The sequence below is a fragment of the Mesorhizobium sp. Cs1299R1N3 genome (genome assembly GCF_037179625.1).
GTDB classification, from domain to species: domain Bacteria; phylum Pseudomonadota; class Alphaproteobacteria; order Rhizobiales; family Rhizobiaceae; genus Mesorhizobium; species Mesorhizobium salmacidum.
Genome location: NZ_JAPYKQ010000018.1, coordinates 13,719 through 39,641, shown reverse-complemented (window position 1 = coordinate 39,641; position 25,923 = coordinate 13,719). Strand labels below are relative to the sequence as shown.

Sequence of the window (25,923 nt, the reverse complement as noted above, 5' to 3'; positions counted from 1 at the left end):
TCATGCAACCCGCGTCAACTCGCGGGCTTCTTCGCCCAGGCAGCGCCGGCCGTGATAACGATCGGTCTGGTGCTCGTGGCTTGGGAACTCTATGCAAGCCATTCCGGCGTCAAGCCGACGGTTCTGCCGGCGCCCTCGCGCGTCTTCGAACAGGCGATGCTCAATCGTGACGCGCTGCTCGACAATGCCATTCCCACCATCCGTGCCACGCTGATCGGTTTTGCCTGTTCGCTCAGCGCCGCCTTCGCGCTGTCGATGCTGGTCGACTTCTTCCAGCCTTTGCGGCGCGCGCTGTTTCCCGTGTTTATCGTCAGCCAGACTTTGCCGCTGGTCGCCATCGCGCCATTGGTGGTGCTTTGGTTCGGTTTCGGGCTGACGCCCAAGATCATGCTGGTGGCGCTGGTCACCTTCTTCCCGATGCTGGTGGCCCTCGTGCAGGGCTACGAGGCGACCGAGGTAGAGATTGGCCAGATGCTGCGCGCCATGGGAGCAAGGCGCTGGCGGGTCTTCATGCTGGCACGGTTGCCTTCGGCGCTGCCGTATTTCTTCGCGGGCCTCAGGATCTCCATCACCTACGCCGTCGTCGGCGCCATCTTCGCCGAATATGCGGGCGCGGCCAAAGGGCTGGGCATCTACATGCTCAACGCCAAGAACAATTTCCGTCCCGACCTGGTGCTCGCCGCCGTCGGCGTCAGCGCCGCGCTCACCCTCGTCCTGTTCGGGCTGACGGTGCTGCTGCAGCGTCTTGCCATGCCCTGGGAACAAGCCGCTGGCAGGCAAGCCGCCGGAAGAGGCCCGCAAGCATGAGCCGGCTCGAATTGCGGCATATGCGCAAGGCCTTTGGCGGGCTCGAAGTGCTCGCCGACATTTCATTGCGCGTGGATGCCGGCGAATTCGTCTCGATCCTTGGGCCTTCGGGTGCCGGCAAGTCGACGCTGTTCCAGCTTTTGACCGGCGCCGAGCATGGCGAGGGTGAGATGTTCTTCGACGGCGTGCCGCTCGACGATCACGGCAGGCATTTCGCCTTCATGCCGCAGCGCGACGCGCTGATGCCGTGGCGGCGCATCCTCGACAACACGACGCTCGGGCTCGAGGTGCAAGGCGTCAGCCGCAAGGCGGCGCGGACGCGGGTCGCGCCGCTGTTTGCCGAGTTCGGGCTTGCCGGATTCGAGCGGCATTTTCCAGCGCAGCTTTCGGGCGGCATGCGCCAGCGCGCGGCGCTGCTGCGCACTGTCGTGCAGGAACGCGACATGTTGCTGCTCGACGAGCCGTTCGGCGCGCTCGATGCACTGACCCGGGCGGCCATGCAGCGCTGGCTCGAACAGATGTGGCGGCATCATCGCTGGACGGCGATGCTGATCACCCATGATGTGCGCGAAGCCGTGTTCCTGTCCGACCGCATCTATGTGCTGTCCGCGCGGCCGGCCCATGTCGTGCGCGAAATCAAGGTGCCACTGCCGCGCCCGCGTGATCCGACCAGCACCGCCACACGGCAGGCCGGGGCACTCGAGGCCGAAATCCTCGATATTTTGCTCAACCTCCAGCCATCCAAAGGACATGACCATGACTGACTTGACGCGCAGGCAAGCTCTGCTGCTCACCCTTGCCGGCAGCGTACCGCTGATCACCGGATCGAGCCGCTCCTTCGCGGCAACGCGGAAGGTTACCGTCGCGCTCGACTGGACGGTCAACACCAACCACATCGGGCTGTTCGTCGCCCGCGACAAGGGCTTTTATCGCGAGGCCAGCCTCGACGTCGACATCCTGCCCTATAGCGATACCGGTGCCGGCACGCTTGTCGCCAACCGCGTCGCCGATTTCGGCATCAACGGCACCATCAGTCTGTTCACCCAGAGGACCGCTGGGGCCGACTTGGAGGGTGTCTATGCCGTCGTGCGGTCCGAGACAGGCCGGCTGGTGTTCAATGCGGCGCGCAGCGAGATCAAAAGTCCGAAGGATCTGGATGGCCTGACTTATGGCGGCTTCGGCAGTGCCTGGGAGAACGCACTGATTTCAACCATCATCCGGCATGATGGCGGCAAGGGCGATTTCGAGACGGTGACGCTCGGCACTTCCGCCTACGAGGCGCTGGCCAACGGTTCGGTCGACTTCACGCTCGAAGTGTCGACCTGGGAGGGCGTCGAAGCCGAACTCAAGGGCGTCAAGCAGCGCAGCTTCGTCTACGCCGACTATGGCGTCCCCGACGAGCACACGACGCTTATCTCTTCGAGCGAAGCCTATCTCCAGGCAAATCCCGAGCTGGCGTCGTCCTTCATCCAGGCAACGCGGCGCGGCTATCAGTTCGCGGTCGATTATCCGGAGGAAGCCGCCACGCTGCTGATCGCCGCCAACAAGGATGCCCTGAGCAATCCGGCGCTGATCCACGCCTCGCTGAAGACACTGATCGAGGGGCACTATCTGCGCGGGCAAGACGGCACCATCGGCATCATGGATCCGGCCAAGATGGAAGCGATCGGCTCCTATCTCCTTGCTGCCGGCATCCTGCACGACGCCGATGGCAAGATCGTCGCGCAACGTCCTGATTTTGCGAAATATTTCAGCAATGTGTACCTCAAATAGGCATCAATGCTGAAACCGCGAAAGGATCGTCCGATGCTGGACGTCGGGATGTCGCCAAGGTTGCGGCCCCGACAAACCTCCGGTGCGGCCCTCACCTGCGATCCGGTTTGATGCCGATCTGATCTTCTCGGTTAACGGCCCGGCAATGGTTGCATGCGAGGGTCGCCCCGAGGGATCATCGGGATGCTTGCCTTGCTCATGTCAAAAAGCGACACCCTTTCGCCTGCAGCAGATAACCGGTTTTTGTCCGCGGCGCGCAAGCGCGAGATTCTGCTCGACCTGCGCGAAGGTTTCTTTCGTGTCTGCGCCTTGGTGTGCGCGGGGCTGTTCGTCTATCGCGGCGTCTATCAGCTTATCGAGGATCCGACCCGGCTCAATGCCGCGCTGGTGGCGATTTCCGAGATACTCACCTTCACCTGGCTGCTTCTGTCGCGACGTCCGGTGACGCGTGACTGGAATCCGCTGACGGTCATCGTTTCGGTGTCAGCCAGTTTTGGCGTTGCGTTGATCACCCTCCAACCAGGCATTGCACTCGTCCCCCTTTATGTCGCCGCGCCGTTGCAGTTCATCGCACTGTTGTTCGTTATCTGGGGCAAGATCTCGCTGGGGCGCTCTTTTGCGATCCTGCCCGCCAATCGCGGTGTGATGACGGGCGGTGCCTATCGGCTGGTGCGGCATCCGATCTATGCCGGTTACCTCGCCGGCCATGTGCTCTACCTCCTGTCGGCCTTTTCCTTCCACAATCTCGCGGTCTATGCGGTAATTACCTATCTCCAGCTTTACCGCATCTTGCGCGAGGAGGCCTTGTTGTCCACCGTGGCGGAGTATCGCGCCTACATGGAACGCGTGCACTACAGGCTGTTCTATCGGCTATTCTGAGAACAAGATCGCCAAGGCACTGTTGGCGAACCCATTTTGGGCTGTTCAGGGGCGGGTCGCCTCAACATCGCCCAGTGAATCAAAGACTCCCGGCAAAAGCCATGGTTGTCAGCAGTCCGAGCCCGCCGTTGAGGCGGGTTTTTCTGCGTTTCGGGGCCGAATGTTCCGCAGCCGCAATGGTCCGGCGGAACGCCAGCCCCCCGAAAACGTTCTTACCTTGCAACATCCGAAATGGCGCGATGTTGAAACAGCGCGAAAGCGCCCATTCAGGAGCAGGGAAGGCCATGGGTCTAGGAACGATACTGATCATTATTCTAATCCTCGCGCTGCTCGGCGGCTTCAGCGGTCTCGGCGGTGGCCCGTTCTACGGAACCGGTTATTATGGTGGTGGCGGTCTCGGACTTGTGTTGCTCATCGTCATCATCCTTGTGGTTCTTGGACGCATTTAGCAGTTCGATCACGGCGGCAATCGCAATAGCGTGACCACGCTCACGTCGCCGGGCACCGGATTGTGATGCAAGCAAGCCGGCTTGTGATCCGGCATTCCGCGGGACTCGCGTATGGTGATTGCGGTCCACACCCCCCGTGGAAACAAGAGGAGAAGGTCCCACCCTTTCATCCTCCTCCAAGGCTCGCCCCGGCGTCCCCGGAGCGGGCTTTCCTTTTTCATCAAGGCGATTGCCTCGAAGTGCTGGCTCGCCGCAGGGTGATGCTGGGCCACTTGCGGTGAAGCGTCCGCCCGCGCCGATCGCTGACAGAGTTCACATAGCTGTGCGTGCTCTCGACGAGCCGCTCGGCGCGCTCGACAAGGCGTTGCGCTTCCATGCAGTCGGCTGTCATCGCCGGTTTCACAGATGTTCCACGTTGCAAAAAGTGTAGTAAGGCTGAAGCTGCCAATCTCCCCCTGGGGGAGATGCCCGGCGGGGCAGAGGGGGGCGCTGTCCCGCCATAAGGGTAGAGTCCGGAGCACACCGATGACTTTGGAACTGAGTGCGCTGGACAAATCCATGCTCGGCAGTGAGCAAGGCCCTTCCGTCGCCGCCGCCATGAAGATCCTCATCGCCTTTTCCAAAGCCATCGGCGCCGGCAGCCTGCTCGACATCACCGGTGCCCATATCGATGGCTGCCTCTACCACGGCAAGGCAGGACTCGATTTCGTCGAACGGCTGGTCGAGGGCGGCGGCCGTGTGCGTGTCCCGGCGACGCTGAATGTCGGCTCGTTCGACCTTATCCATCCCGGCATGGTGAAGATGACCGTCGCGGAAGAAGTGCCGGCGCGGCGGTTGATGAAGGCGCATCTGGAGCTTGGCTGCCAGGCGACCTTCACCTGCGCACCTTATCAGACCCGCTTCCGGCCTGAATTCGGCCAGCAGATCGCCTGGGGGGAATCCAACGCCATTGTCTTCGCCAATTCGGTGATCGGCGCGCGCACCAATCGCTATGGCGATTTCATCGATCTGTGCTGCGCCATGACCGGGCGCGCACCGGCCTGGGGCCTGCATCTGAGCGAAAACCGGCGCGGCCGTATCCTATTCGAACTCGACATCGCCGGTTCAGAGCCGAGCGACAGTCTGTTTGTCGGCGTCGGACTGATTATCGGGCAAGCCTGTGGCGACCGCGTTCCGGTGATCGCGGGCTTGCCGAAACCGCGTGACGAGGATCATCTGAAAGCGCTTGGTGCCGCGGCGGCAACGACAGGCGCGGTGGCGCTGTTCCATGCCGTCGGCATCACACCGGAGGCCGGAACCGTCGACGAGGCCTTTCAAGGCACGGTGCCCGAGGAGATTGTCCGCATCAACCGTGCCGACATCGACCATGCGTTGTCCAGGCTGTCGATGGTGCCCGATGGCGCGCCGCTCCGTGCCGTGTCGCTGGGCACGCCGCATTTCTCGCATGACGAATGGATGCGCTTGCTGCCGCTGCTGCGTGCGGTCGCGCCTGACAGGGGCATTCCGATCTATGTCAACACGGGCCGCGCGACGCTGAGCCGGCTGCGGGAGGAAGGGTCGCTCGACGGCATGGAGGCGTTCGGCCTGATCCCGGTCGCCGACACCTGCACCTACGTCACCTCGATCCTCGAGCGGCTCGACGGCGTGGTGATGACCAATTCCGGCAAATGGGCGCATTACGCACCGGGCAATATCGGTGTGACCGTCGCCTTCGCCGATATGAATGACTGCATCCAGTCCGCCGCGGCCGGCCTTGTCGTGCGGGGTGCGTCATGACGCAGCCGATTGAAGTGAAGGTCGTTGAAAGAGCCGGGACATTCCAGCTGACCGGCGCCGCCGAGGGGGAGGCTTTGGTGTTTTCGCAGCCGCTCAGCTTCTGGGGCGGCATCGATGCCGAGACCGGCAATATCATAGATCGTTCGCATCCGGGCCTTGGCCAGAATGTCGCTGGCAGGGTCCTCATCATGCCAAGCGGTCGGGGATCGTCATCCTCATCCTCGGTCTTGGCCGAGGCGATCCGCAGAGGCACGGCGCCCGCGGGTATTTTGTTGGAGCGGCCGGACCCGATCCTGGCCGTCGGCGCCATCGTCGCCGAGTTCCTCTACGGGATCAGCATGCCGCTGGTGGTCTGCGACATAGCCGGTATCGGTTCCGGCGAACGCATTGCGGTTGGTGTTCGCGAGGACGGTGGGGCGAGCGTGCGCAAGATCTGAGACTTGCCTCAAATCTCCGGGATGTTCTCCTTGAAGATTACCTGCAGCCTCGGCTGGTGCAATTCATAGGGCAGCCCCCGGACGGCATGGGTCAGGATGTTGAGCGCCTCGCGGGCCTCGACGCGCGGATTCTGGTCGATGACCGCGTCAAGCGTGCCGTCGAGCAGCAGTTCCTTGGTGCCGTCGGTCGCCTCGTGGCCGAGGAAAACCATGGATTGCGCACGACCGCGCTCCTTGAGCGCGCGCGCGATGCCGGTGTTGCCGGCGCCGACATTGTAGATCGCGGCAAGGTCGGGGTGCCGTTCCAGAAGGGCCGATGCCTCCGAATAGGCCTTTTCGCGGTCGTCGAGCATTTCGCGCATCTCGACGATCTGAAGATTGGGCGATTCTTCGGTCAATATGTGCCGGAAGCCCATCTCGCGTTCCTCGTGGCCGCGATAGGACAGCGAGCCGGCGAACAGCGCCACCTTGCCGGGGCGCCCAGAACCCATGAAACGGTTCAGCAGATAGCCGGCCAGCCGCCCGGCGGCGCGATTGTCGATGCCGATATAGGCGACCCTCGGCACATGCAGGATGTCTGAGGCGATGGTCACCACCTTGACGTCGTTGGCCGACAGCGAGCGGATTGCCTCGCGCACCGTTGGATGGTCGAGTGCGATGACGCCGACGCCTTGCGTCTGGCCGCGCAGATCCTGCAGCAGGCGGGCGAGCCGGTCGGGATTGAAGCCCTCTATGGTGGCGACATGGACGTCGAGATCGGGGCGCGCCAGGGCCTGCGCCTCGATGTGGCGGTGCAGCATCTTGATGAAGGAATTGGTGCCCGCCGGCAGCGCGAAGTCGAGCCGGATGATCTCGCCGGGCATGGGTCGCAGCGACGCTCCGTTTGGGTTCTCGGCGATGTAGCCGAGGCGCTGCGCCATTTCGAGCACGACCTCGCGCGTGCGAGCCCGCACGCCGGGCCGGTTGTTGAGCACGCGGTCAACGGTGGCGGCGGAGACGCCGGCTTCCCGGGCTATGTCAGTCAGGGTGGAACGCACCGTCTTTCATCTCCTCAATGCATCAAGATCAAGCAATGCCGGCTGCAAGCCCGATGACGTCAGCCGCCTCGTTATCCGCGATTCTGATGGGAAATGATGTATCCGGCCTTAGCCGATGTGCAAGCCGTTGGGCTAAAATCGACCCGCCCGGTACGATCATGCAGGGAAAGGAAACACATTTCCCATCAGATCGAGGCATCTGGATGGGTATAGGAATCCCAGTATGGTGCATTTCCCTGCCTCGTTGCCAGGTTATGAGGTATTTTGATTATTTATGATGTTGACAGCCTCGGATAGTGCCGTCAATATCCCTCATGGGCTCGTGGAGGAAACATTGGGCCTGAGGGAGGAATCCAATGTCTGATCTGATCCGCATCTCGCGGCGCCGGTTGCTGGCGTCCGGAGGAAAGGCGGCGGTATTCGTTGCTGCCGCAGGTATCGCACCGCAATTCATTCGTCCCGGCCGCGCCTTCGCGGCCGATGCCCTGGCGCCCGGCATGATCGGCGGGCCGACGGGCTTCGATGGCGCCGAGCGCTACCAGTATGGCGCCGACACCCCTGAGGGTCGCGCCGTCGAGGCCGCCAAGGCGCTGAAGGGCGCCGGCAAGGCGCCGGCCAAGATCGTGCTTGGCCTGTCGGACGGCTCGATCGGCCAACTCACCCAGCCTTTCCCTGCCGGCGCGCCGTCGATCAAGGAGCTCTGGGAAAAGGAGACCGGGATCCCGATCGAGATCGTCGGCCTGCCGAACGGTCAGGAATTCACCAAGACCATGCAGGACATCTCCACCAAGGGTGGGGCCTACGATATCTATTCGACCGAGTGGAACCGCCTTGGCGATCTCGCCGAGACCGGCGGCATCGCCAAGCTCGACGATTTCGTCGCCCAGTACAAACCCGAGTGGGACGATCCCAAGACCGGCTATGTCGACGGTGCCAAGGGCGTGTCGCTGCTCAACAAATATCGCGGCTCGAACTATGGCGTGTCGCTGGACGGCGACTTCCAGACCTGGGTCTACCGCACCGATCTGTTCGGCGACGAAGCCGAGAAGAAGGCCTTCAAGGACAAATACGGCTACGATCTGGCGCCGCCGAAAACCTGGAAGCAGCACGGCGATATCGCTGCCTTCTTCCAGCGCCCGGACAAGGGGCTGTTCGGCTCCACCGACCTGCGCAACCAGGGCTGGGGCTACACCAACTGGTACCAGCGCTATGTCTCGATGGCCTCGCCCAACCAGTTTCTGTTCGGCGATGACGGCAAGCCGCTGATCAATTCCGAACACGGCATCGCCGCCACCAACGAATATGTTGAATCGCTTGCCCATCATTCGCCGGACGCCATTTCATGGGGCTGGCCCGAGCAATACGGCAATTTCGCCAAGGGCGGTGCGGCGATGACCTGCGCCTTCTCCAACCTGCCGAAATTCCTAGATAATGCCGGCAACAAGGATTCCAAGGTCACCGGCAAGATCGGCTCGATGCTGCCGCCCGGCCGCGAGATCGACGGCAAGCTGATCAGCCGCTCCGTGCTCTGGTTCTCGCTGACCGGCATGGTCTCGTCGCAGTCGAAGAACCAGGAGGTCGCCTATCTCCTGCTGCAATGGCTGGGTTCGGCCCGCATCTACGCCTGGATGAGCGCCAACCCCGGCGGCTATCTCGATCCGTTCCGGCTTTCGGACTTTTCCGATCCGCTGGTGCGCCAGACCTATCATGCCTACCACATGGACGTGGTGCGCGAGACGGTCGCCCGCACGGTGCCAACCATCAACTATCCCGGCGCCACCGCCTTCCACAACGCGCTGGACGAAAACCTCATGGCCTCGCTGACCAAGGCCAAGACGTCGGAGCAGGCGATGGCCGACACGGAAGCCGAGTGGAAGAAGATCGCGCGGCGCATCGGCGAAGACAAATTGCTCGAAGCCATCAGGACCAACAAGGAGGCTTGGCCGACCGTTCTCGATCCGATCAGCTGATCCGTCTCCCTGGATCAGAGACGGAGGGGAGGGGCGAAAGGTCTTCCCCTCCGCAACCGACGCCACCAGCAAAGCAGCCAGATGAAGCGTTCCGTCCCCTTCGAGATATTCCGCTACGCCGCGATCCTCGCGGCGATGGCTGTCACGCTGGTGCCCATCTTGTGGATGGTGTCCATGGCCTTCAAGCCGATCGCCGAATGGTCGGCGACCGGTGCCGACCTGACATGGTGGCCGAAGAACCCGACGCTCAGCAACTTCCAGTTCGTATTCGGCGAGTCCACCAACAATCTGATCGTCGCGCTCGACCGCACCGCGCTGAAGCCGATCCTGTCGTCGCTTCTGTCGGCGGTGTTCGGCACCGCGATCGCCATGTCGGCCGGCACCGCCGCCGCCTACGGCCTGTCGCGCTTCGGCTCCGGCCAGAACCTGCCGCTGGCGCTGATTCAGCTCAGGCTGTTTCCGCCGATGGCCGTCATGATCCCCGTCATGATCATGTGGGCCTTCCTCAATTTCACCGACAGCTGGTGGGGGCTGGCGCTGATCTACGGCATCGTCACGCTGCCGTTCGCCTTCTGGCTGATGAAGACCTTCTTCGACGACATGCCGCGAGAGATCGAGGAAGCCGCTTTGGTCGAGGGCTGCTCGCGGCTGCGCGTCTTCACCCGCATCACACTGCCGATAATGCGCGCGCCGCTGGCGAGCGCTGCCCTCTTCGTCTTCATCCTCAACTGGTCGGACTATCTGATCGCGTTGCTGCTCACGACGCGCGAATGGGTGACGATCCCGGTCTACATGGCCTCCCTGTCGTCCTCGATGACGGGACAGCTCTACGGCGCCAAGGCGGCGCTTGGGCTCATTGCCGCCGTGCCGCCGGTCATCATGGGAATCGCCATCCAGCGCCATCTGGTGCGCGGGCTCACTTTCGGAGCGCTCAAGCAATGAGCGCCGTGACCGCAACGATTTCGGAGGACGAGATGGGCGCCGTGCGCGGCAGGCCAGCCCTGCGCGACGAAGGCACGCGGCTGGGCTTTCGCCTGACCTTGCCGGCGCAGATCCTGGTGCTGTTCATCTCGGCCTTTCCGCTCTTGATGCAACTCTACATCAGCGTCACCGACTGGTCGCCGCTTTCGGGCCTCGGCTGGTGGAACGCCTGGGAGATGTGGAACAGCTTTGCCAACTACACCGATCTCGCCGCCGACGCACGGTTCTGGATCGCGCTGAAGCGAACGGTCATTGTCATGATCGTCTGCGTGCCGGCGGAATTCCTGTTGGGCCTCGCGCTGGCGACGCTGTTCGCCGACGATTTTCCCGGCAAGCGCATCTTCTATTCGATCCTGCTGATGCCGATGATGGTGGTGCCGGCGGTGGCCGGCTACATGTTCTTCATGCTTTTCCAGTCGGGTGGCCCGGTGAACGACATCCTGTCGGTCATATCCGGCACACGCGTCACCATCGCCTGGCTGTCGGACCCGACCCTGGCGCTGATCGCGGTGATGATCGCCGACATCTGGCAGTGGACGCCGCTGATGTTTTTGATCCTGCTTGCCGGCCTGGTCGGCGTGCCGGAGGACCAGATCAAGGCGGCGACCTTGCTCGGCGCCAATCCCTGGCAGCGCTTTATCACCATCGTGCTGCCGAAAATGAAGACGATCATCATCATCGCGCTGGCGATAAGGGTGATCGAGAACTTCAAGATCTTCGATACGCTCTACATCATGACCGGCGGCGGCCCCGGCGTCGCCACCGAGACGATCTCCGTCTACATCTACAAGGTCACCACGCAGGACCTGATCTGGGGCTATGTGGCGGCGATCGCGCTGGCCATTCTGGTGGTGCTCTCCATCGTCGCCGTGTTCGCCATGAAGCGCATGGCGCGGGCAAGGCAGGTGCCGGCATGAGCACGATCCAGCTCAAGCACCTCACCAAGACATTCGGCGACTTCGCGGCGCTGAAGACGATGGACCTCGATATCGCCGACGGCGAGTTCATGGCGTTGCTTGGTCCGTCCGGCTGCGGCAAGTCGACGACGATGAACATGATCGCCGGCATGGAGGAGCCGACCAGCGGCAAGATCCTGTTTGGCGAACGCGATATGGCCGGCGTGCCGATGGGCCGGCGCGGCGTCGGTTTCGTGTTCCAGAACTATGCCATCTTCACCCACATGACGGTGCGCCAGAACCTTGCCTACGGACCGAGGATGCGTGGTGCCGCCAAGGCCGAGATCGACCGTCGCGTCGGCGCCATCGCCGAGCTGCTGCAATTGACGCCGCTGCTCGACCGCAATGCCGACCGGCTCTCGGTCAACATATTGCAGCGCGTGGCGATCGGCCGGTCCGCGATCATGGAGCCGGCGATCTTCCTGCTCGACGAGCCGCTGTCCAATGTCGACGCGGCCTTCCGCGCGGTCATGCGCACCGAGCTGAAACAGCTGCAGCGTCAGTTCAGGCAGACCATGGTCTACGTTACCCACGACCAGCTCGAAGCCATGACCATGGCCGACCGCATCGCCGTCATGGACCACGGCGTGCTGCAGCAGGTCGGCACGCCGCTCGAGGTCTACAACAATCCGGCCAATGTCTTCGTCGCCCGCTTCATCGGCGCGCCGGGCATGAACCTGCTCAAGGGCAGGCCGGCGGAGAGTGACCGGGGTCTGGTCGTCGATCTCGGGCCGCTGGGTGTCACACCGCCGCTGCCGGACGAGCTGGCGGCCAGCTTGCGCGGCGCACGCGGCGACGTTCTCTACGGCTTCCGGCCGGAAGAGGTGACCCTGGCGCAAGACGGGCGCGGTCTGGCCATGCATGTCACCTTCGTCGAGCGCATCGGCGCGCGCACCATCGTTCATCTCGGCCAGGGCGAGGGCGCCGTGAAAGCGGTGTTCGACAATGATGTCGGGCTGTCGATCGGACAAACCGCGGTCGTCGCGCCCACGGCGTCATCGGTGCGCGTCTTCGACGCCGCCAGCGGCGTTGCGATGAGAGCGGGCTGAACCATGGCCGACATCGTCTTCCGCAATGTCACGAAACGCTACGGCACGACGCTCGCCGTCGACGATGCCTCGTTCACCGTCAACGACAACGAGTTCTTCTGCTTCTTCGGGCCGCCGCTGTCGGGCAAGTCGACAATCCTGCGCCTGGTGCTCGGGCTGGAGACGCCGGATGCCGGCGAAATCCTCATCGGCGGCAAGCCGGTCAACGCGGTGTCGCCGGCCGGGCGCAACGTCGCCATGGTGTTCCAGAACCTGGCGCTGTTCCCGCATATGAGCGCGCTCGACAATGTCCGCTTCCCGCTGGTCGAGCGCCGGGTCGCCGAGCTCGATATCAAGAAGCGCGTCGCCGCTGTCGCGGCCAAGCTGCATATCAGCCATATCCTGCACAAGCCGCCGGCGCAGCTTTCGGGCGGCGAGCGGCAGCGCGTGGCGATCGCGCGTGCGCTGGTGCGCGACCCCAACGCCTATCTGATGGACGATCCGATCTCGGCGCTCGACGCGCGGCTGCGCGAGGAAACGCGCGTCGAGTTGAAGCGCATTCAGCGCGAGCTCGGCAAGACGCTGATCTATGTCACCCACGACCAGGAAGAGGCGATGTCGATCGCCGACCGCATCGCTATCCTGGACAATGGCCGTATCAGGCAGATCGGCGCGCCGGCCGAGATCTATGACCGCCCGGCCAGCACTTATGTGGCGCGGCTGCTGGGTTCGCCGGTCATGAATATCCTCAAATCCGTTCGCGGCGAGAGCGGCGTCGAAGCCGCCGAAGGCGTGATCCGCATTGCCGACAAGACGGCTCCCGCCGATGCCGTCGAGATCGGACTCAGGCCGGAAGATATCAGGGTCAAGCCGTGGGCGGATGGCGGCTCGGGTCGCCCGGCGCGGGTGTTCGAGGTCGAGCCGCTTGGCGGCTACACCGTGGTGACGCTCGCCGCCGGGCAGGCGCGGCTGAAGGCCTTGCTGCGCGGCCAGCCTGACATCAGGCCCGACGCGATGGTGGCGATATCCTGCGAGCCGGCACGGGTGCATTATTTCGGACAGGGCGGAGGCGCGTTGGCAAGATGAATGCGGCCGGGAGGACAGGATTTCGGGAGGAAGGCATGACAAGCAAGGGCTTCGAGCCGGACGTGAAGGTCCGCACGAAGGAATACCGGATCGGCTGCGTCGGCGCCGGCATGATCATGGCCGAATGCCATCTGGCTGCCTACAAGGAGGCGGGATTCCCGGTGGTGGCGATCGCCTCGCGCACCAAGGCGAATGCGCAAAAGGTCGCCGACCGTTGGAGCATCCCGACCGTCCACGATACGCCCGAACAGCTGATCGAGGACGCAAACGTCGAGATCATCGACCTCGCCTTTCCGCCCGACCAGCAGCCGGCGCTGATCCGCCATGCGCTGAAGCAGAGCCACATCAAAGGGATCCTGGCCCAAAAGCCATTGGCGCTGTCGGTCGAGGAAGCCGTCAGGCTGCGCGACGAGGCGGAGAAGGCCGGCAAGATCCTCTCGGTCAACCAGAACATGCGCTACGACCAGTCGATGCGCGTGTTGAAGCAGATCATCGACAGCGGCGCGCTGGGCGACATCGTCTTCGCGCAGATCGACATGCATGCCATCCCGCACTGGCAGACCTTCCTTCAGGGCTATGACCGGCTGACGCTCGCCAATATGAGCGTGCATCACCTCGACGTGCTGCGCTTCCTGTTCGGTGATCCCGACGAGATCACGACGCTGACGCGCAAGGATCCGCGCACGGCGTTCGACCATTCCGACGGCATCACCGTCTCGACCTTGCGCTTCCCGTCCGGCGTGCTCGCCGTGTCGCTGGAGGACGTATGGTCGGGTCCGCGCCAGGGCGGCTACAAGGACGATCAGCACATCAACTGGCGTGTCGACGGCACCAAGGGCGTCGCCAAGGGCACGATCGGCTGGCCGACGGGTGCCGCCTCGACACTGACATACGCCTCGGCCGAGACGACCGGCGGCGAATGGATCAGCCCAAGCTGGGAGACGATGTGGTTTCCGCATGCCTTCATCGGCGTGATGGAGCAGTTGCAGTACGCCGTGAAGACCGGCACGCCGCCGGCGCTCACCGTCGCCGACAACGTCAAGACCATGGCGCTGGTCGAGGCGGGCTACCGCTCGATCGCGTCGGGCCGCACCGTCAAGCTCTCCGAAATCTCGACAAACTCAATCAGCTGAAACCACCGGCAGCTGAAATCACCGGCAGCTGAAATCACTGGCAACTGAATCGCTTACTGGGAGGAATTCACATCATGATGCAGGCAGGCATTTTCACGGGCTATTTCCCATACGGTCTCGAAGAGACGGCGAAGAAAATCCGGGGGCTCGGTTTCAACACGGTGCAGCTCGACCTGCATTTCAGGGATGTCGACCTGTCGGCCGGCCAGATCACCAAGGACAAGGCCAAGAAGGTGCGCGACGTCTTCCGCGACCACAACCTGCCGGTCTGCTGCGTGTCGGGCTACACCAACATCATTCATCCCGACAAGGCCGAGCGCGACAAGCGCGTCGGCTACCTCAAGGAGATCATCCGCAACGCGCGCGCGTTCGGCTCGCCTTACGTGATTTCGGAAACCGGCACCTACAACACCGAATCCGACTGGGTGCATCACCCCAAGAACAAGACCGAGGAAGGGTTCGAGGAGTGCCGCAAGGTGATCGCGGACCTTGCCCAGACGGCCTATGACCACGGTGCGGTGTTCCTGCTCGAAACCTACGTCAACAACGTCGTCGGCTCGGTCGAAGAGACGGTGAAGATGTTCGCGCAGGTCGACCATCCCGGCCTCGGCCTGCTGATGGACCCGACCAATTATTTCGAGACCCACAACATCGACCGGATGGATCAGATCCTGAACCAGGTGTTCGACACGCTGACCGACAAGATCAAGATCGCGCACGCCAAGGACGTCAAGCGCTCGGGCGAGGACAAGTCGGAGAAGCATGCCGACATCGGCGACGCCGACGCGATGGAAAGCCACACCTTCCGCGGCGTTGGCGAGATCGAGCTGCCGGCGCCCGGCCTCGGTTCGCTGAATTACGACCTCTATCTCCAGCGGCTGGCCGAGAAGCATCCGAACATCCCTGTGATCATCGAGCATCTGTCGGAGGACGACGTACCGCGCGCCAAGACATTCCTCGATGGAAAATTCCGCGCCAACGGCCTGTGATGGCCGGCCGCGCCGCCCGGTGCATGGCGGCGCGGCTACAAACAAGGGAGGAAAGAATGTTGAAATTCGCATTGAAATTGGCGGCCGCCGCGACAGTGCTGGCCGGCGTTGTCCTTGGCACGGCGGCGCAGGCGCAGGACGGCCAGAAGACCTTCTATCTCTTGTCGCATGGCGGCCCGTCGGATGCGTTCTGGATCGACTGGAACGCCGGCGCGACCAAGGCCTGCGACCAGCTCAAGGTGACCTGCAAGATCTCCTTCAGCGGCGGCGACATGGCGGCACAAAAAGAGGCATTCAACTCGGCGCTCGCCGCCAAGCCCGACGGCATCGCCACGACGTCGGCGCAGCCTGGCCTGTGGACCGAAGAGGTGAAAGCGGCAAAGGCCGCCGGCATCCCGATCGTGTTCTTCAACACCGACGATCCGGCGACAGGACGGCAGGCCTATGTCGGGGCCGACCTCAGGGAAGCCGGCGTCACCTGGGCCAAATATCTGGTGGACCACAAGATGGTGAAGCAGGGCGACAAGGTCTTCCTGCCGGTCGAGGTTCCCGGCGCCAGCTACCAGCAACTCGAGACCGAGGGCATCGCCAGTGTTTTCGATCCGTTGGGGATCAAATATGACGTGGTCGACTGCGGCACCGATCCGGCCGGCATCATCGCCAAGATGACCGACTACATGGTCGGCAACAATCCGCCGGCGATCATCGCGCTCGGCGATTCCGTGGCGGCCAGCGTCAAGCGCGTCTTCGATGGCGCCGGTGTGCCGGCAGGCAAGATCCCGGTCGTCGGCTGGGGCAATTCCAAGGAAACGGCGCAGGCCGTCAAGGACGGCTTCGTCAACGCCGCCGCCTGGCAGTACCCGTCGGCGCAAGGCTTCATGCCGGTGGCGCTGCTCGGGCTTGCCGCCTCTGGCGAGCCGATCGGCTACGACGTCCACACTTTCGGTCTGTACGATGCCTCCAGCGTCGAGCCGATCCTGAAACTCTACGACAAGAAATGAGAAAACCAGCGCCCGCTGCCAAGGCGGCGGGCGTCTTTCAAGCATGGTCCAAGCAGTCATGACAATTGCCGCAGAAGACGACGCGCCGAGAGTGAAGGGCAGATCCCGCCTGATGCGCTCGCCGCAATTCTCCTCCTTCGTCATCCTCATCATTTTGCTGGCGGTGTTCGCTGTCGCCGACGCCAATTTCCTGTCGCCGCTCAACATCTCCAACATGATGGCATTCCTGCCCGAGCTCGGCATCATCGCGCTCGGCATGACACTGCTTTTGACGGCAGGCGAATTCGACCTTTCGGTAGGCGCTGTGTTTGGACTGGCGCCAGTCGTGGTGATGCTGCTGGTGCAGAATGGCGGCGTGGATATCGGTGTCGCGCTTCTGGCCGGACTAGTGCTGTGCATCTCGATCGGCGCGATCAACGGGCTGATCGTCACCAAGATCGGCATCTCCTCCTTCCTGGTGACGCTGTCGATGCTGCTCGTCGTGCGCGGGGCAGCGCTCTACATCACGCAAGGCTTTCCGCTGAAATCCTGGGACCAGCCGGGCTTCTTCGTGACGCTGCTCGCCGGCAGCTTCAACATCGGTTCGTTCCGCTTCTATACCTCGCTGTGGTGGTTCATCGGCCTGTCGCTGTTTGCCATCTACATCCTGCGTTACGCCAAGCTCGGCAACTGGATCAGCGCCATCGGTTCTAATCGCAACGCGGCGGTGGCGCGCGGCGTTCCCGCCGACACCGTGAAGATCTGGCTGTTCATCGCGACCTCGGTGCTGGCCGGCCTTGCCGGCATGATCAGCGCCTTCCGCATCTCGGCCGCCTCGCCGGTGGCCGGCACCGGCTATGAGCTGGAGGTGATCGCCATGGTGGTGGTCGGCGGCACGGCGCTGACCGGCGGACGCGGCACCATCCTTGGCACAATCGTCGGCGCGCTGATGCTGCGCGCCATCCGAAACGGCATCGTGCTGATTGGCGTGCCGGGGCTCGCCTACAACATCTTCGTCGGCCTTATCATCCTCGCCATGCTCATCCTGCACGCTTTGCTGCAGAAGAACGCCGCAAGGGGCTGACGATGATGCAAGACGTACTTCGGCTGCAGAACCTGCAAAAGTCCTTCGGCAGCGTGCGCGCGCTGAAGAACGCCTCACTGACACTGCGGGAAGGCGAGGTGGTGGCGCTGCTTGGCGACAATGGTGCTGGCAAATCGACGCTGATCAAGGCGATCTCGGGCGTGTTTCCGGTCGACCGGGGCGATATCTTTGTGCGTGGCGAGAAGGTCTCGATCCGCTCGACGCGCGATGCGATGGACCTCGGCATCGAGACCATCCACCAGGACACGTCGCTGGCGCCGGACCTCAGCATAGCGCGCAATCTTTTCCTCGGCCGCGAGCCGGTCAATTTCGGTTGGCTCGGCGTGTTCGCGCCGCTCGATCTCGCGAAGCTGCGCAAGGCCGCTTCAGAATTGCTGAAACGCGTTGGCATTTCCAAAAAGCTCGACGCCGACGCGCTGGTCTCGACGTTGTCGGGCGGCGAACGCCAGTCGATCGCCATCTCGCGCGCCATGCAGTTTGCAGCCAAGGTCATCATCCTCGACGAGCCGACCAACAATCTCGGCGTCGAGGAAACCCACGGCGTGCTGCGTTTCGTCAAGGAGGTGCGCGACGCCGGCCATTCGGTGCTGCTCATCACCCACAACATCCACCATGTCTTCCAGGTCGCCGACCGCATCGTCGTCATGCGGCGGGGCGAGATCGTCGCAGAACAGACGGTCGCCGACACCGATCTGCTGACCGTGGAAAGCATCATCACCGGCGCCGACATGTCGGCCCTGCTCAAGGAGGCGAGGGCAAAGTGAAGGGCGTCGCATGGTAGAGCTCTACGGCAAGACGCTGTCGCGCCGGCAAGTGGCCGAGCGATCAGGCATGCTGTCGCAATTCGCCGGCGTGCGGCTGATGACGCTCGGCGACGGTGTGGAGCGCGGCATCCGCATGCTCGAATTCCGCACCGGCTCGGGCCTGCGCTTCACCGCGCTGGTCGACCGGGCGCTCGACATCGCCGATTGCGACTATAGGGGGCAGGCGATCGGCTGGCATTCGCCGAGCGGTTTTCGCAACCCCGGCCTGCATGAGTATGAAGGGGAAGGGGGGTTGGCCTGGGCGCGCTCTTTCTCCGGCCTGCTGGTCACCTGTGGCCTCGATCATATTCTGGCCCGCGAAGACGTGCCGGCCGACAGCTACAACTACCCGGGCAAGAAGACGGTGCTCCATTCGCTGCATGGCCGTGTCGGTACGATCCCGGCGCGGCTCACCGGCTATGGCGAGCGTTGGGACGGCGACCGCTGCGTGCTGTGGGCCGAAGGCCTCGTCCAGCAGTCGACGGTGTTCGGCGAGGATCTGCATCTCATCCGCCGCATCGAGGCCGATGTCGGCGGCAACGAGATCCGGCTTTCCGACCGCGTCGTCAATCACGGCTTCAACCGCACCCCGCATATGTATTTCTACCACATCAATATCAGCCATCCCTTGCTGGATGAGGGCTCCCGCTATCTGGCGCCGATCCGCGACGTCGTCTGGGCCTGCCATGCCGGCGAGCGCTACGAGGCACAGGGGGTCGGCTATCGCGCGGCGCCGGCGCCGCAAATGGGTTTCAGCGAGCAGGTCTGGCAGCATGAGATGGCTGCCGATGCCCATGGCGAGGTGCCGGTGGCCGTCGTCAACGACCGTATTGGGCTCGGTCTCGAACTGGTGACGCGCAAGGACCAGTTGCCGTGTGCCTATCAGTGGCAGAATTTCCAGGCCGGGCAGTACGCGCTGGGCATAGAGCCATCGACACACCACGTGCTCGGTGATCTCGCCGCCCGCGAGCGCGGCGAGATGATCTGGCTGGAGCATGGCGAAAGCCGGGCGTACGACGCGGTGTTCCGGGTTCTCGATAGCGCCGGTGAGATCGCAGCGGCCGAAGCCAGGATCGCGGCTATCGCCCGACAGCCCGTGCAGGATTATCCTCAGCCTTCCGGAAACTTTCCAAGACTGGCCGGCAGGACATGAGCGCGACATTTATCCAAAGCAAGCCCTCCGGCCGGCGGACCGGACTGCCAGCGGTGCGCGACGGTTGGAGGTCAGTGTGACGACGATGGCAAAAAAGCGCGACTACAGCCTTGTCGGCGAAAGCACCAGGGCGGCGATCGAGACCGGGCTTGCCTCGGCCGAATGGTACCACACCGACGTCCCGCGCAAGGCGATGAAGGAACTGATGCAGCGTTCCGACGGGCCGGCGATCCGCGACACCATCATCTGGATTGTCGCGATCCTCGGTTCGGCCGCCGGTATCGTCTGGTTCTGGGGTTCGTGGTGGATGGTGCCGTTCCTGTTCGTCTACGGCGTGCTCTACGGCTCGTCGAGCGACTCGCGCTGGCACGAATGCGGCCATGGCACGGCCTTCCGTACGCGCTGGATGAGCGATGTCGTCTACCACATCGCCTCGTTCATGCTGATGCGCAATCCCGTGCAATGGCGCTGGAGCCATGCCCGCCATCACACCGACACCATCATCGTCGGCCGCGACGCCGAGATCGCCGTCATGCGTCCGCCGGATCTGTTGAAGGCCGCGCTTGCCTTCACCGGCATTCTCGATTTCCGCTATTCGCTGCCGACGCTGGTGCGCCAGGCATTCGGCACGCTGTCGGCCGAGGAGAAGAGCTATATCCCCGAGATGGAACGGCATAAGGCCGTGGTCGCAGCCCGCTGGCACGTCGCGATCTATGTGGCGACAATCGCCCTCGCGATCGCGCTGAGGTCATGGATACCGCTGGTGCTGATCGGTCTGCCGCGCCTCTACGGCACCTGGCACATGGTGACGACCGGCCTGCTGCAGCATATCGGCTTGGCCGACAATGTCGTCGACCATCGGCTCAACACGCGCACCGTCTACATGAACCCGATCAGCCGGTTCATCTACTGGAACATGAACTATCATGTGGAACACCACATGTTCCCGATGGTGCCCTATCATGCGCTGCCCAGGCTGCACGAACTGATCAAGCATGATCTGCCCGAGCCGAATCCCTCGATGTGGCATGCCTATCGCGAGGTCTGGCCGATCCTGCTCAGGCAGCTGAAATACGAGGACTACTACCTCAAGCGCGAATTGCCGCCGACGGCGAGGCCCTATCGCGGCGAATTCCACGAGGTCGATATGTCGGCGGCGGCCGAATAGCGATCGCGAATGGTTGCAGGAGATTGAAATGGCCGATTGGGTTGAAGCTTGCGCGGTGGACGATGTCGAGGAAGAGGATGTGATCCGCTTCGACCATGGTGGGCGGAGCTTCGCGATCTATCGCTCCCCGGATGACGAATTCTTCGCCACCGATGGTTTTTGCACGCATGAAAGGGCGCATTTGGCCGACGGGCTGGTGATGGACGACATCATAGAATGTCCCAAGCACAATGGCCGCTTCGACTACAAGACTGGCCAGGCCAAGGGCGCGCCGGTCTGCGTCAACCTCGCGACCTACCCGGTGAAGGTCGAGGCCGGTAAGGTGATGATCCAGATCTGAAGCGCGGGCATGATCAACCGATCGGCATCGCGATGGTAACCAACAGAGGGACGTTTTAATGAGCCGAAAGAGACCGACCGTCGCCGATTTGCGCGCCATGAAGGGCAAGCGTCAGCTGACCATGTTGCGCGTGCTGACCCTGGACGAGGCGGAGGCCGCCGAGCGGGCAGGGGTCGACATCGTCTCGGTGCCGCCCGAACTGGTGCTCAATCCGCAATACCGCGATGCGGCACCCAGCCTGTTCACCATGCCCGGCGACAATTTCTTCGAAATCGGCACCGCGGATGATTTCGTTCGCTGGGCCTTCCGGCTCTATAAGGCAAGCGCCGACGCGGTGTATTGCAGCGCCGGCTACGCAACCATCAAGCGGATGGCGGACGATGCCATTCCCGTCATCGGCCATGTCGGCCTCATTCCTTCGCGCGCGACCTGGACCGGCGGTTTCAAGGCGGTCGGCAAGTCCGCCGACACGGCGATGCAGGTGTTCGAGGCGGTGAAGCAACTGGAGGCGGCCGGTGCCATCGGCGCCGAGATCGAGGTGGTGCCGGTCGAGGTCGCCAAGGCGATCTCGGAGCGCACTTCGCTGATCATGCTGTCGATGGGCGCGGGCACGGGCTGCGACGCGCAATATCTGTTCGCCGACGACATCCTTGGCCAGAACAGGGGTCACATGCCCCGCCACTCCAAGGTCTATCGCAACTTCGCCCCTGAGTATGACCGGCTGCAGGCGGAGCGAGTGGCGGCATTTTCCGAATATGTCGCCGACGTCAACAGCGGCGCCTATCCCGAGGACCGGCACATCGTGCACATGGATCCGGCCGAGCTACGCCTGTTCCTCGACAAGGTCGGCCGGGGATAAGGCCGGCTGCCACGCACCGCCGGCCAGTGCGGCGTGGAGTGCTTCCGTATCGACGCCGAGCGGCCGGTCCTCCTTCAGCGTCAGAACGAGCGCGCGTATCGCCGTGTGGACAGCTGATGTGCGTGGCGCCAGCGTCAACCCTTCACGCAAGTCGATTGCCTGTGCCGCCGCCATCAGTTCGAAAGCGATCAGCCGGCGCCACAGCGCGATCATGTCCGCGCATTTCGATATCGCCAGCGGCGTCTGGGTGGCGTGATCCTCGACGCCTTCCGAAACCGGCAGGAAATCGAGCATCACCGGATTGGCTTTGTGGCGGATGGCGGCCAGGATCGATGTCGCCGTCTTCTGCAACGGCACGAAGCCTGCCGAGGCGCCACCGACCGGCGACAGGTACTTGGGCAGGCCGTTGCGGCCCGAACCGGTGAGCTGGATGAAGCGGGCGGCACTGGCGGCGGCGCATTGCGCGATTGCGAGGCCCAGCGTCTCGAAGGCGAGCGCCAGCGCCGCCGTGTGGAAGTTGCCAGTCGACATCACCACGCCGTCGTCGCCCAGCACCAGCGGATTGTCGGCGGCGGCATTGAGTTCGATCTCGACGGCGCGTCTTGCCTGGCCGATCGCCTCGATCAGCGCGCCATGGATCGAGGGCATGCAGCGGATCGACAGCGGATCCTGTATGGTGGTGGGCGCCGGCGCTTCGTCGCGGGCGAGAAGATCGTGCAGCGCCTTGGCGGCTTCCTGCTGGCCGGCGGCCGGCCGCGCCATGTGCAGGCGGGGATCGAGGATGGCGCGGTTGGCGCCGATCCCTTCCATGGTCAACGCGCCAGCCTGCTGCTGTTGGGCAAGAGCCGACAGCGCGTCCGTGACAACAAGCGCGCCGCTGCCGGCGGAGACGGCGGATGCGTTGATCAGCGACAGCCCATCCTTGGGCGCCAGGCCGATGGGGCCGAGGCGGGCCATCATCAGCGCCTTGACCGCCGGCATGCGCCTTCCCTGATAGTCGGCTTCACCTTCGCCGATCAGCAGGCGAGCAAGCGCCGTCATCAGCACCAGGTCGCCGGCGCCGATCGAGCCCAGCGACGGCATCACCGGATGGACGCCGGCGTTGAGCGCATCGGCCAAGGCGACAAAGACTGACGGGGAGAGGCCGGATCCGCCGGCCGACAACATTGTCAGGCGGGCGAGCATGGTGGCACGCACGGCCTCGACCGGCAGCGCTTCACCGACCGCGCCGCTGCGGCCTTCGAGCAACTGGCGCTGGAAGGCGCTGGCGTCACCCTCGACCGATGTGCCGAGATTGGCGCCGAGCCCGGTGTTCAGGCCGTAGATCTGCTGGCCGGAGGCCGCGGCCTGATCGAGCACTTTTCGCGCCTTCTCCAGCCTGCCAATGACATCGGGTCCGATTTCCACCTTGCGCGCCTCGCGGGCGACAGCGGCGACATCGCCGATTCTGACGCCAGCCCCGGTGAGGACGAGCGTGCTCATGCGAAGCGCAACCTTTGGCCGATGCCTTGCGCCTGTGCCTTGGCCAGCATCGCCTTGCCGAGCGCAATGTCGGACAGCGACAGGCCGCGATGCCAGAACAGGATTGTTTCGTCGTCACTCTGCCGTCCCGGCTTGAGGCCGGCGGCGATCTGGCCGAGTTCGGCATGCAGCGTTGCTTCGCTCAGCCGTCCGGCCTCGACATGGGCGCGCAGCGAGCCGAACTTGCCTCCTTTGCACTGGCCCCAATCGTCGACGACCATCTTCTGCATGATGTCGGTCAGCGACAGCTCCACCGCGCTCATCGTGCCATAGGGGACGACCAGCGCACCCGGCTTGATCCATTCTGTCTTCAGCAACGGCTGCGGCTCGGGCAGGCGCGATGCTTCGACGACAATGTCGGCGCCCTTGACGCAGCTCTCCCAGTCGGCGACCGCAGTGACGGGTTTGCCAAGATCGGCGGAGAGTTTTGCTGCAAAGCCATCGCGGCTTTCCGGCCGGCGCGAATGGACGCGGATTTCGTCGAAATCGAAGAGATGGTCGAGCAGGCGCACGTTCCAATAGGCGGTGCCGCGTGCGCCGATATGGGCGAGCACCTTCGAATTCTTGCGAGCAAGGTGTTTGGCGCCGATGGCGGTGACGGCGCCGGTGCGCATGTCGGTGATGACGGTGGCGTCGAGGATGGCGCGCGGCGTGCCGGTGCGCGGGTCGAACAAATTGAGGATGCCGAATTCCGACGGCAGGCCGTGAAGATAGTTGTCGACATAGTCGCCGACGATTTTCACGCCGGCCGTGTCGAGCGGCGCCACGTAGCCGCGCAAAACATTGAAATGGCCGTGGAAGGATGGGTCGGGTTCGAGGTGGACACGCGGCTCGATCACCGTCTGGCCCTTGCCTTGCGCAACGAGCCCGGCCTCGACCGCGCCGATGATCTCGGCATCGGTCATGGCAAGCGCTTCGATGTCCAGGGCATTGAGATAGTCGATATAGATGGGCTTCATGCGCACGCTGTTCCTCGGCCACCCCGCCCATCCATAACAGGCCGCGGCGCGACACGAAAGTTTGTTGGCTGTTGTCTGGACGCAGTCGGCCAAATGCTGTTCTAAGCGGTCCGTCATGACTGCCATTTCCGAGACCGAAGCTTCAGCCGACCCAGCCGGGAATTCGCGGCGTGTGGCGCTGATCGTCGCCATCGCCTTTTTCATGCAACTGCTGGATTCGACGATCATCTCGACCTCGCTGCCGCAGATGGGCGCCTCCTTCGGCGTGCCGGCGGTGGCGATGAGCATCGGCATCACCGTCTACATGCTGACCATGGCGGTGTTCGTACCGCTGTCGGGCTGGCTCGCCGACCGTTTTGGCGCACGCAACATTTTCCTCGCGGCAATCGCGCTGTTCACGCTGGCTTCGCTCGCCTGCGGCTTTTCGCAGAACCTGACCGAATTTGTCGTTGCCCGTGCCGTGCAGGGCCTGGGCAGCGCGCTGATGACACCGGTCGGCCGCATCCTGGTGCTGCGCAACGCGTCGAAATCCGAATTGCTCAACGCCACTGCGCTGATCACCTGGCCGGCGCTGTTCGCGCCTGTCGTCGGGCCGGTGCTTGGCGGCTTCATCACCACCTATCTGTCCTGGCACTGGAATTTCTTCATCAACATCCCGCTCGGCATGATCGGGCTGGCGCTGGTCGCCCGTTTCATCCCGGGCGACCGTGAAGCCGATGCCAAGCCACTCGACTGGCCGGGTTTTTTCCTGACCTCGCTGGGGCTCGCCTGCCTGCTCTATGGCCTCGAGCGCATCGCGCATCCGGAAGATGGCGCCTGGCCGACGGTGGGGCTGATCGTTGCCGGCATCGTCGTCGGCTGGGTCGCGGTGCGGCATCTCCGTCGCGCGCCGTATCCGCTGCTCGACCTCTCCTCGTTCAGGGTGCAGACCTTCGCCATCTCGACGCTTGCCGCCGGCACCATCTTCCGGGTGGCGATCAACGCCACGCCATTCCTTTTGCCGCTGCTGTTCCAGGTCGGCTTCGGGCTATCGCCGGTCGATGCCGGCATGATGATCCTGGCCTATTTCCTCGGCAATCTCGGCATGAAGACGGTGACGACGCCGACGCTGCGCCGCTTCGGCTTTCGCTCGGTGATGGTCGTCAACGGCATCATCGCGTCCGCATCGATCATGGCGTGCGCGGCGATCTCGCCGCAGACGCCTCAGGGCCTGGTGGTGGCGTTGATGCTGATCGCCGGCCTGACGCGCTCGATGCAGTTCACCGCGCTCAACACGCTGGCCTTCGCCGATATCGCGGCTGGGCAGCGCAGCTCCGCGGCGACATTGTCGTCGATGCTGCAGCAGGTGGCGATGCTGTTCGGCGTTGCCGTGGCGGCGGCGATCCTCAACCTGTCGCAGATCGCCAGGGACCGGCCGGCGCTCGATCTCGTCGATTTTCGAGCAGCCTTCCTGGTGATCGGCGTCATCGGACTGGTTTCGTCGTTCCGTTTCCTGGTGTTGCCGAAGACCGCCGGCGCCGAGGTCTCGGGCCATATTGCCGGAAACTGAAATCGAATTTTCCCGCCGATCGCAGGGGTTAAATTCCGTCTTCGCCTTTCGGCTTGATGCGGTATCTTCGCAGGCACCGACGATGACGCAAACAATTGCCAAAAGCGCAGGAGTTTCCGGGCATTGCGCCAGATTCGGCAATCAATGCGTCCACTTTGCGAATCTCATCGCCAGCCCGCCTTTTG

The 25,923-nt window shown here is 63.6% G+C and carries 26 protein-coding genes; 22 read left to right on the top strand and 4 right to left on the bottom strand.

Features of this window, described 5'->3' with window-relative positions:
• Positions 1 to 51 precede the first annotated feature (51 nt).
• The 4 genes from O7B34_RS26885 to O7B34_RS26870 all read left to right on the top strand — a co-directional run bounded on the left by O7B34_RS26885 (position 52) and on the right by O7B34_RS26870 (position 3,459).
• Complete coding sequence (locus tag O7B34_RS26885) at positions 52 to 807, top strand: ABC transporter permease (RefSeq protein ID WP_442921006.1); 756 nt, start codon at positions 52 to 54, stop codon at positions 805 to 807.
• Positions 804 to 1,571: an ABC transporter ATP-binding protein gene (locus O7B34_RS26880; RefSeq protein WP_337148868.1), complete on the top strand. Its 768-nt coding sequence runs from the start codon at positions 804 to 806 to the stop codon at positions 1,569 to 1,571. Before O7B34_RS26885 ends, O7B34_RS26880 begins: the two co-directional genes overlap by 4 nt.
• On the top strand, positions 1,564 to 2,580 hold the full coding sequence (locus O7B34_RS26875; RefSeq protein WP_337148867.1) for an ABC transporter substrate-binding protein: 1,017 nt from the start codon (positions 1,564 to 1,566) through the stop codon (positions 2,578 to 2,580). The genes O7B34_RS26880 and O7B34_RS26875 overlap by 8 nt, the downstream gene beginning before the upstream one ends.
• Positions 2,581 to 2,823: 243 nt before the next feature.
• Positions 2,824 to 3,459, top strand: a complete 636-nt coding sequence (locus O7B34_RS26870) for a methyltransferase family protein (RefSeq protein WP_337148866.1) — start codon at positions 2,824 to 2,826, stop codon at positions 3,457 to 3,459.
• Positions 3,460 to 3,538: 79 nt separating this feature from the next.
• On the opposite strand, the gene O7B34_RS26865 is transcribed toward O7B34_RS26870, so the two are convergent.
• Positions 3,539 to 3,769 (bottom strand): hypothetical protein, encoded by a 231-nt coding sequence (locus O7B34_RS26865; protein ID WP_337148946.1) that lies wholly within the window; start codon positions 3,767 to 3,769, stop codon positions 3,539 to 3,541.
• Between O7B34_RS26865 and O7B34_RS26860 the strand changes: the two genes are divergently transcribed.
• The 3 genes from O7B34_RS26860 (at position 3,744) to O7B34_RS26850 (ending at position 6,121) form a co-directional block, all read left to right on the top strand.
• The gene (locus O7B34_RS26860; RefSeq protein WP_023768317.1) at positions 3,744 to 3,908 is read left to right on the top strand and encodes a DUF3309 family protein; all 165 of its coding nucleotides are present in this window, start codon (positions 3,744 to 3,746) and stop codon (positions 3,906 to 3,908) included. The two genes, O7B34_RS26865 and O7B34_RS26860, sit on opposite strands and share 26 nt — an antisense overlap.
• 525 nt (positions 3,909 to 4,433) lie before the next feature.
• Positions 4,434 to 5,684, top strand: coding sequence for an aconitase X (locus tag O7B34_RS26855; protein WP_337148865.1), 1,251 nt, complete (start codon positions 4,434 to 4,436; stop codon positions 5,682 to 5,684).
• Entirely contained in the window at positions 5,681 to 6,121 is a 441-nt protein-coding gene (locus tag O7B34_RS26850) for an aconitase X swivel domain-containing protein (RefSeq protein ID WP_337148864.1), read from the top strand. Before O7B34_RS26855 ends, O7B34_RS26850 begins: the two co-directional genes overlap by 4 nt.
• An 8-nt stretch (positions 6,122 to 6,129) precedes the next feature.
• On the opposite strand, the gene O7B34_RS26845 is transcribed toward O7B34_RS26850, so the two are convergent.
• On the bottom strand, positions 6,130 to 7,158 hold the full coding sequence (locus O7B34_RS26845; RefSeq protein ID WP_337148862.1) for a LacI family DNA-binding transcriptional regulator: 1,029 nt from the start codon (positions 7,156 to 7,158) through the stop codon (positions 6,130 to 6,132).
• Between the two features lie 356 nt (positions 7,159 to 7,514).
• On the opposite strand from O7B34_RS26845, the gene O7B34_RS26840 reads away from it, so the two are divergent.
• From O7B34_RS26840 to O7B34_RS26775, 14 genes are all read left to right on the top strand, one after another.
• The gene (locus O7B34_RS26840) at positions 7,515 to 9,128 is read left to right on the top strand and encodes an extracellular solute-binding protein (RefSeq protein WP_337148861.1); all 1,614 of its coding nucleotides are present in this window, start codon (positions 7,515 to 7,517) and stop codon (positions 9,126 to 9,128) included.
• Positions 9,129 to 9,209: 81 nt separating this feature from the next.
• Positions 9,210 to 10,070, top strand: a complete 861-nt coding sequence (locus O7B34_RS26835; RefSeq protein WP_337148860.1) for a carbohydrate ABC transporter permease — start codon at positions 9,210 to 9,212, stop codon at positions 10,068 to 10,070.
• Positions 10,067 to 11,026 carry a carbohydrate ABC transporter permease gene (locus O7B34_RS26830; protein WP_337148859.1) on the top strand — a complete coding sequence of 320 codons (960 nt, stop codon included), beginning with the start codon at positions 10,067 to 10,069 and terminating at the stop codon, positions 11,024 to 11,026. Before O7B34_RS26835 ends, O7B34_RS26830 begins: the two co-directional genes overlap by 4 nt.
• A complete protein-coding gene (locus tag O7B34_RS26825; protein WP_337148858.1) occupies positions 11,023 to 12,114 on the top strand; it encodes an ABC transporter ATP-binding protein in 1,092 nt (363 codons plus the stop codon). Before O7B34_RS26830 ends, O7B34_RS26825 begins: the two co-directional genes overlap by 4 nt.
• 3 nt (positions 12,115 to 12,117) lie before the next feature.
• Positions 12,118 to 13,179 (top strand): ABC transporter ATP-binding protein, encoded by a 1,062-nt coding sequence (locus tag O7B34_RS26820; RefSeq protein WP_337148857.1) that lies wholly within the window; start codon positions 12,118 to 12,120, stop codon positions 13,177 to 13,179.
• 35 nt (positions 13,180 to 13,214) lie between these two features.
• Positions 13,215 to 14,312 (top strand): Gfo/Idh/MocA family protein, encoded by a 1,098-nt coding sequence (locus O7B34_RS26815; RefSeq protein WP_337148856.1) that lies wholly within the window; start codon positions 13,215 to 13,217, stop codon positions 14,310 to 14,312.
• Positions 14,313 to 14,386: 74 nt separating this feature from the next.
• Positions 14,387 to 15,301: a sugar phosphate isomerase/epimerase family protein gene (locus O7B34_RS26810; protein ID WP_337148855.1), complete on the top strand. Its 915-nt coding sequence runs from the start codon at positions 14,387 to 14,389 to the stop codon at positions 15,299 to 15,301.
• A 56-nt stretch (positions 15,302 to 15,357) separates the two neighbouring features.
• Complete coding sequence (locus O7B34_RS26805; protein WP_337148854.1) at positions 15,358 to 16,302, top strand: sugar ABC transporter substrate-binding protein; 945 nt, start codon at positions 15,358 to 15,360, stop codon at positions 16,300 to 16,302.
• Positions 16,303 to 16,360: 58 nt separating this feature from the next.
• On the top strand, positions 16,361 to 17,365 hold the full coding sequence (locus O7B34_RS26800; protein WP_246673646.1) for an ABC transporter permease: 1,005 nt from the start codon (positions 16,361 to 16,363) through the stop codon (positions 17,363 to 17,365).
• Positions 17,366 to 17,367: 2 nt separating this feature from the next.
• On the top strand, positions 17,368 to 18,150 hold the full coding sequence (locus tag O7B34_RS26795; protein WP_027141519.1) for an ATP-binding cassette domain-containing protein: 783 nt from the start codon (positions 17,368 to 17,370) through the stop codon (positions 18,148 to 18,150).
• A 10-nt stretch (positions 18,151 to 18,160) separates the two neighbouring features.
• Positions 18,161 to 19,342 (top strand): aldose 1-epimerase family protein, encoded by a 1,182-nt coding sequence (locus O7B34_RS26790; RefSeq protein ID WP_337148852.1) that lies wholly within the window; start codon positions 18,161 to 18,163, stop codon positions 19,340 to 19,342.
• Positions 19,343 to 19,427: 85 nt separating this feature from the next.
• Positions 19,428 to 20,510 carry a fatty acid desaturase family protein gene (locus O7B34_RS26785; RefSeq protein ID WP_337148942.1) on the top strand — a complete coding sequence of 361 codons (1,083 nt, stop codon included), beginning with the start codon at positions 19,428 to 19,430 and terminating at the stop codon, positions 20,508 to 20,510.
• 28 nt (positions 20,511 to 20,538) lie between these two features.
• Positions 20,539 to 20,850 (top strand): MocE family 2Fe-2S type ferredoxin, encoded by a 312-nt coding sequence (locus tag O7B34_RS26780; protein WP_337148851.1) that lies wholly within the window; start codon positions 20,539 to 20,541, stop codon positions 20,848 to 20,850.
• A 58-nt stretch (positions 20,851 to 20,908) separates the two neighbouring features.
• A complete protein-coding gene (locus O7B34_RS26775; protein ID WP_337148850.1) occupies positions 20,909 to 21,709 on the top strand; it encodes a 3-methyl-2-oxobutanoate hydroxymethyltransferase in 801 nt (266 codons plus the stop codon).
• On the opposite strand, the gene O7B34_RS26770 is transcribed toward O7B34_RS26775, so the two are convergent.
• Positions 21,674 to 23,191 carry an HAL/PAL/TAL family ammonia-lyase gene (locus O7B34_RS26770; protein WP_337148849.1) on the bottom strand — a complete coding sequence of 506 codons (1,518 nt, stop codon included), beginning with the start codon at positions 23,189 to 23,191 and terminating at the stop codon, positions 21,674 to 21,676. The genes O7B34_RS26775 and O7B34_RS26770 overlap by 36 nt on opposite strands.
• On the bottom strand, positions 23,188 to 24,189 hold the full coding sequence (locus tag O7B34_RS26765) for an ornithine cyclodeaminase family protein (protein WP_337148848.1): 1,002 nt from the start codon (positions 24,187 to 24,189) through the stop codon (positions 23,188 to 23,190). Before O7B34_RS26765 ends, O7B34_RS26770 begins: the two co-directional genes overlap by 4 nt.
• 115 nt (positions 24,190 to 24,304) lie before the next feature.
• On the opposite strand from O7B34_RS26765, the gene O7B34_RS26760 reads away from it, so the two are divergent.
• The gene (locus tag O7B34_RS26760; protein WP_337148846.1) at positions 24,305 to 25,738 is read left to right on the top strand and encodes a DHA2 family efflux MFS transporter permease subunit; all 1,434 of its coding nucleotides are present in this window, start codon (positions 24,305 to 24,307) and stop codon (positions 25,736 to 25,738) included.
• Positions 25,739 to 25,923: the final 185 nt, after the last annotated feature.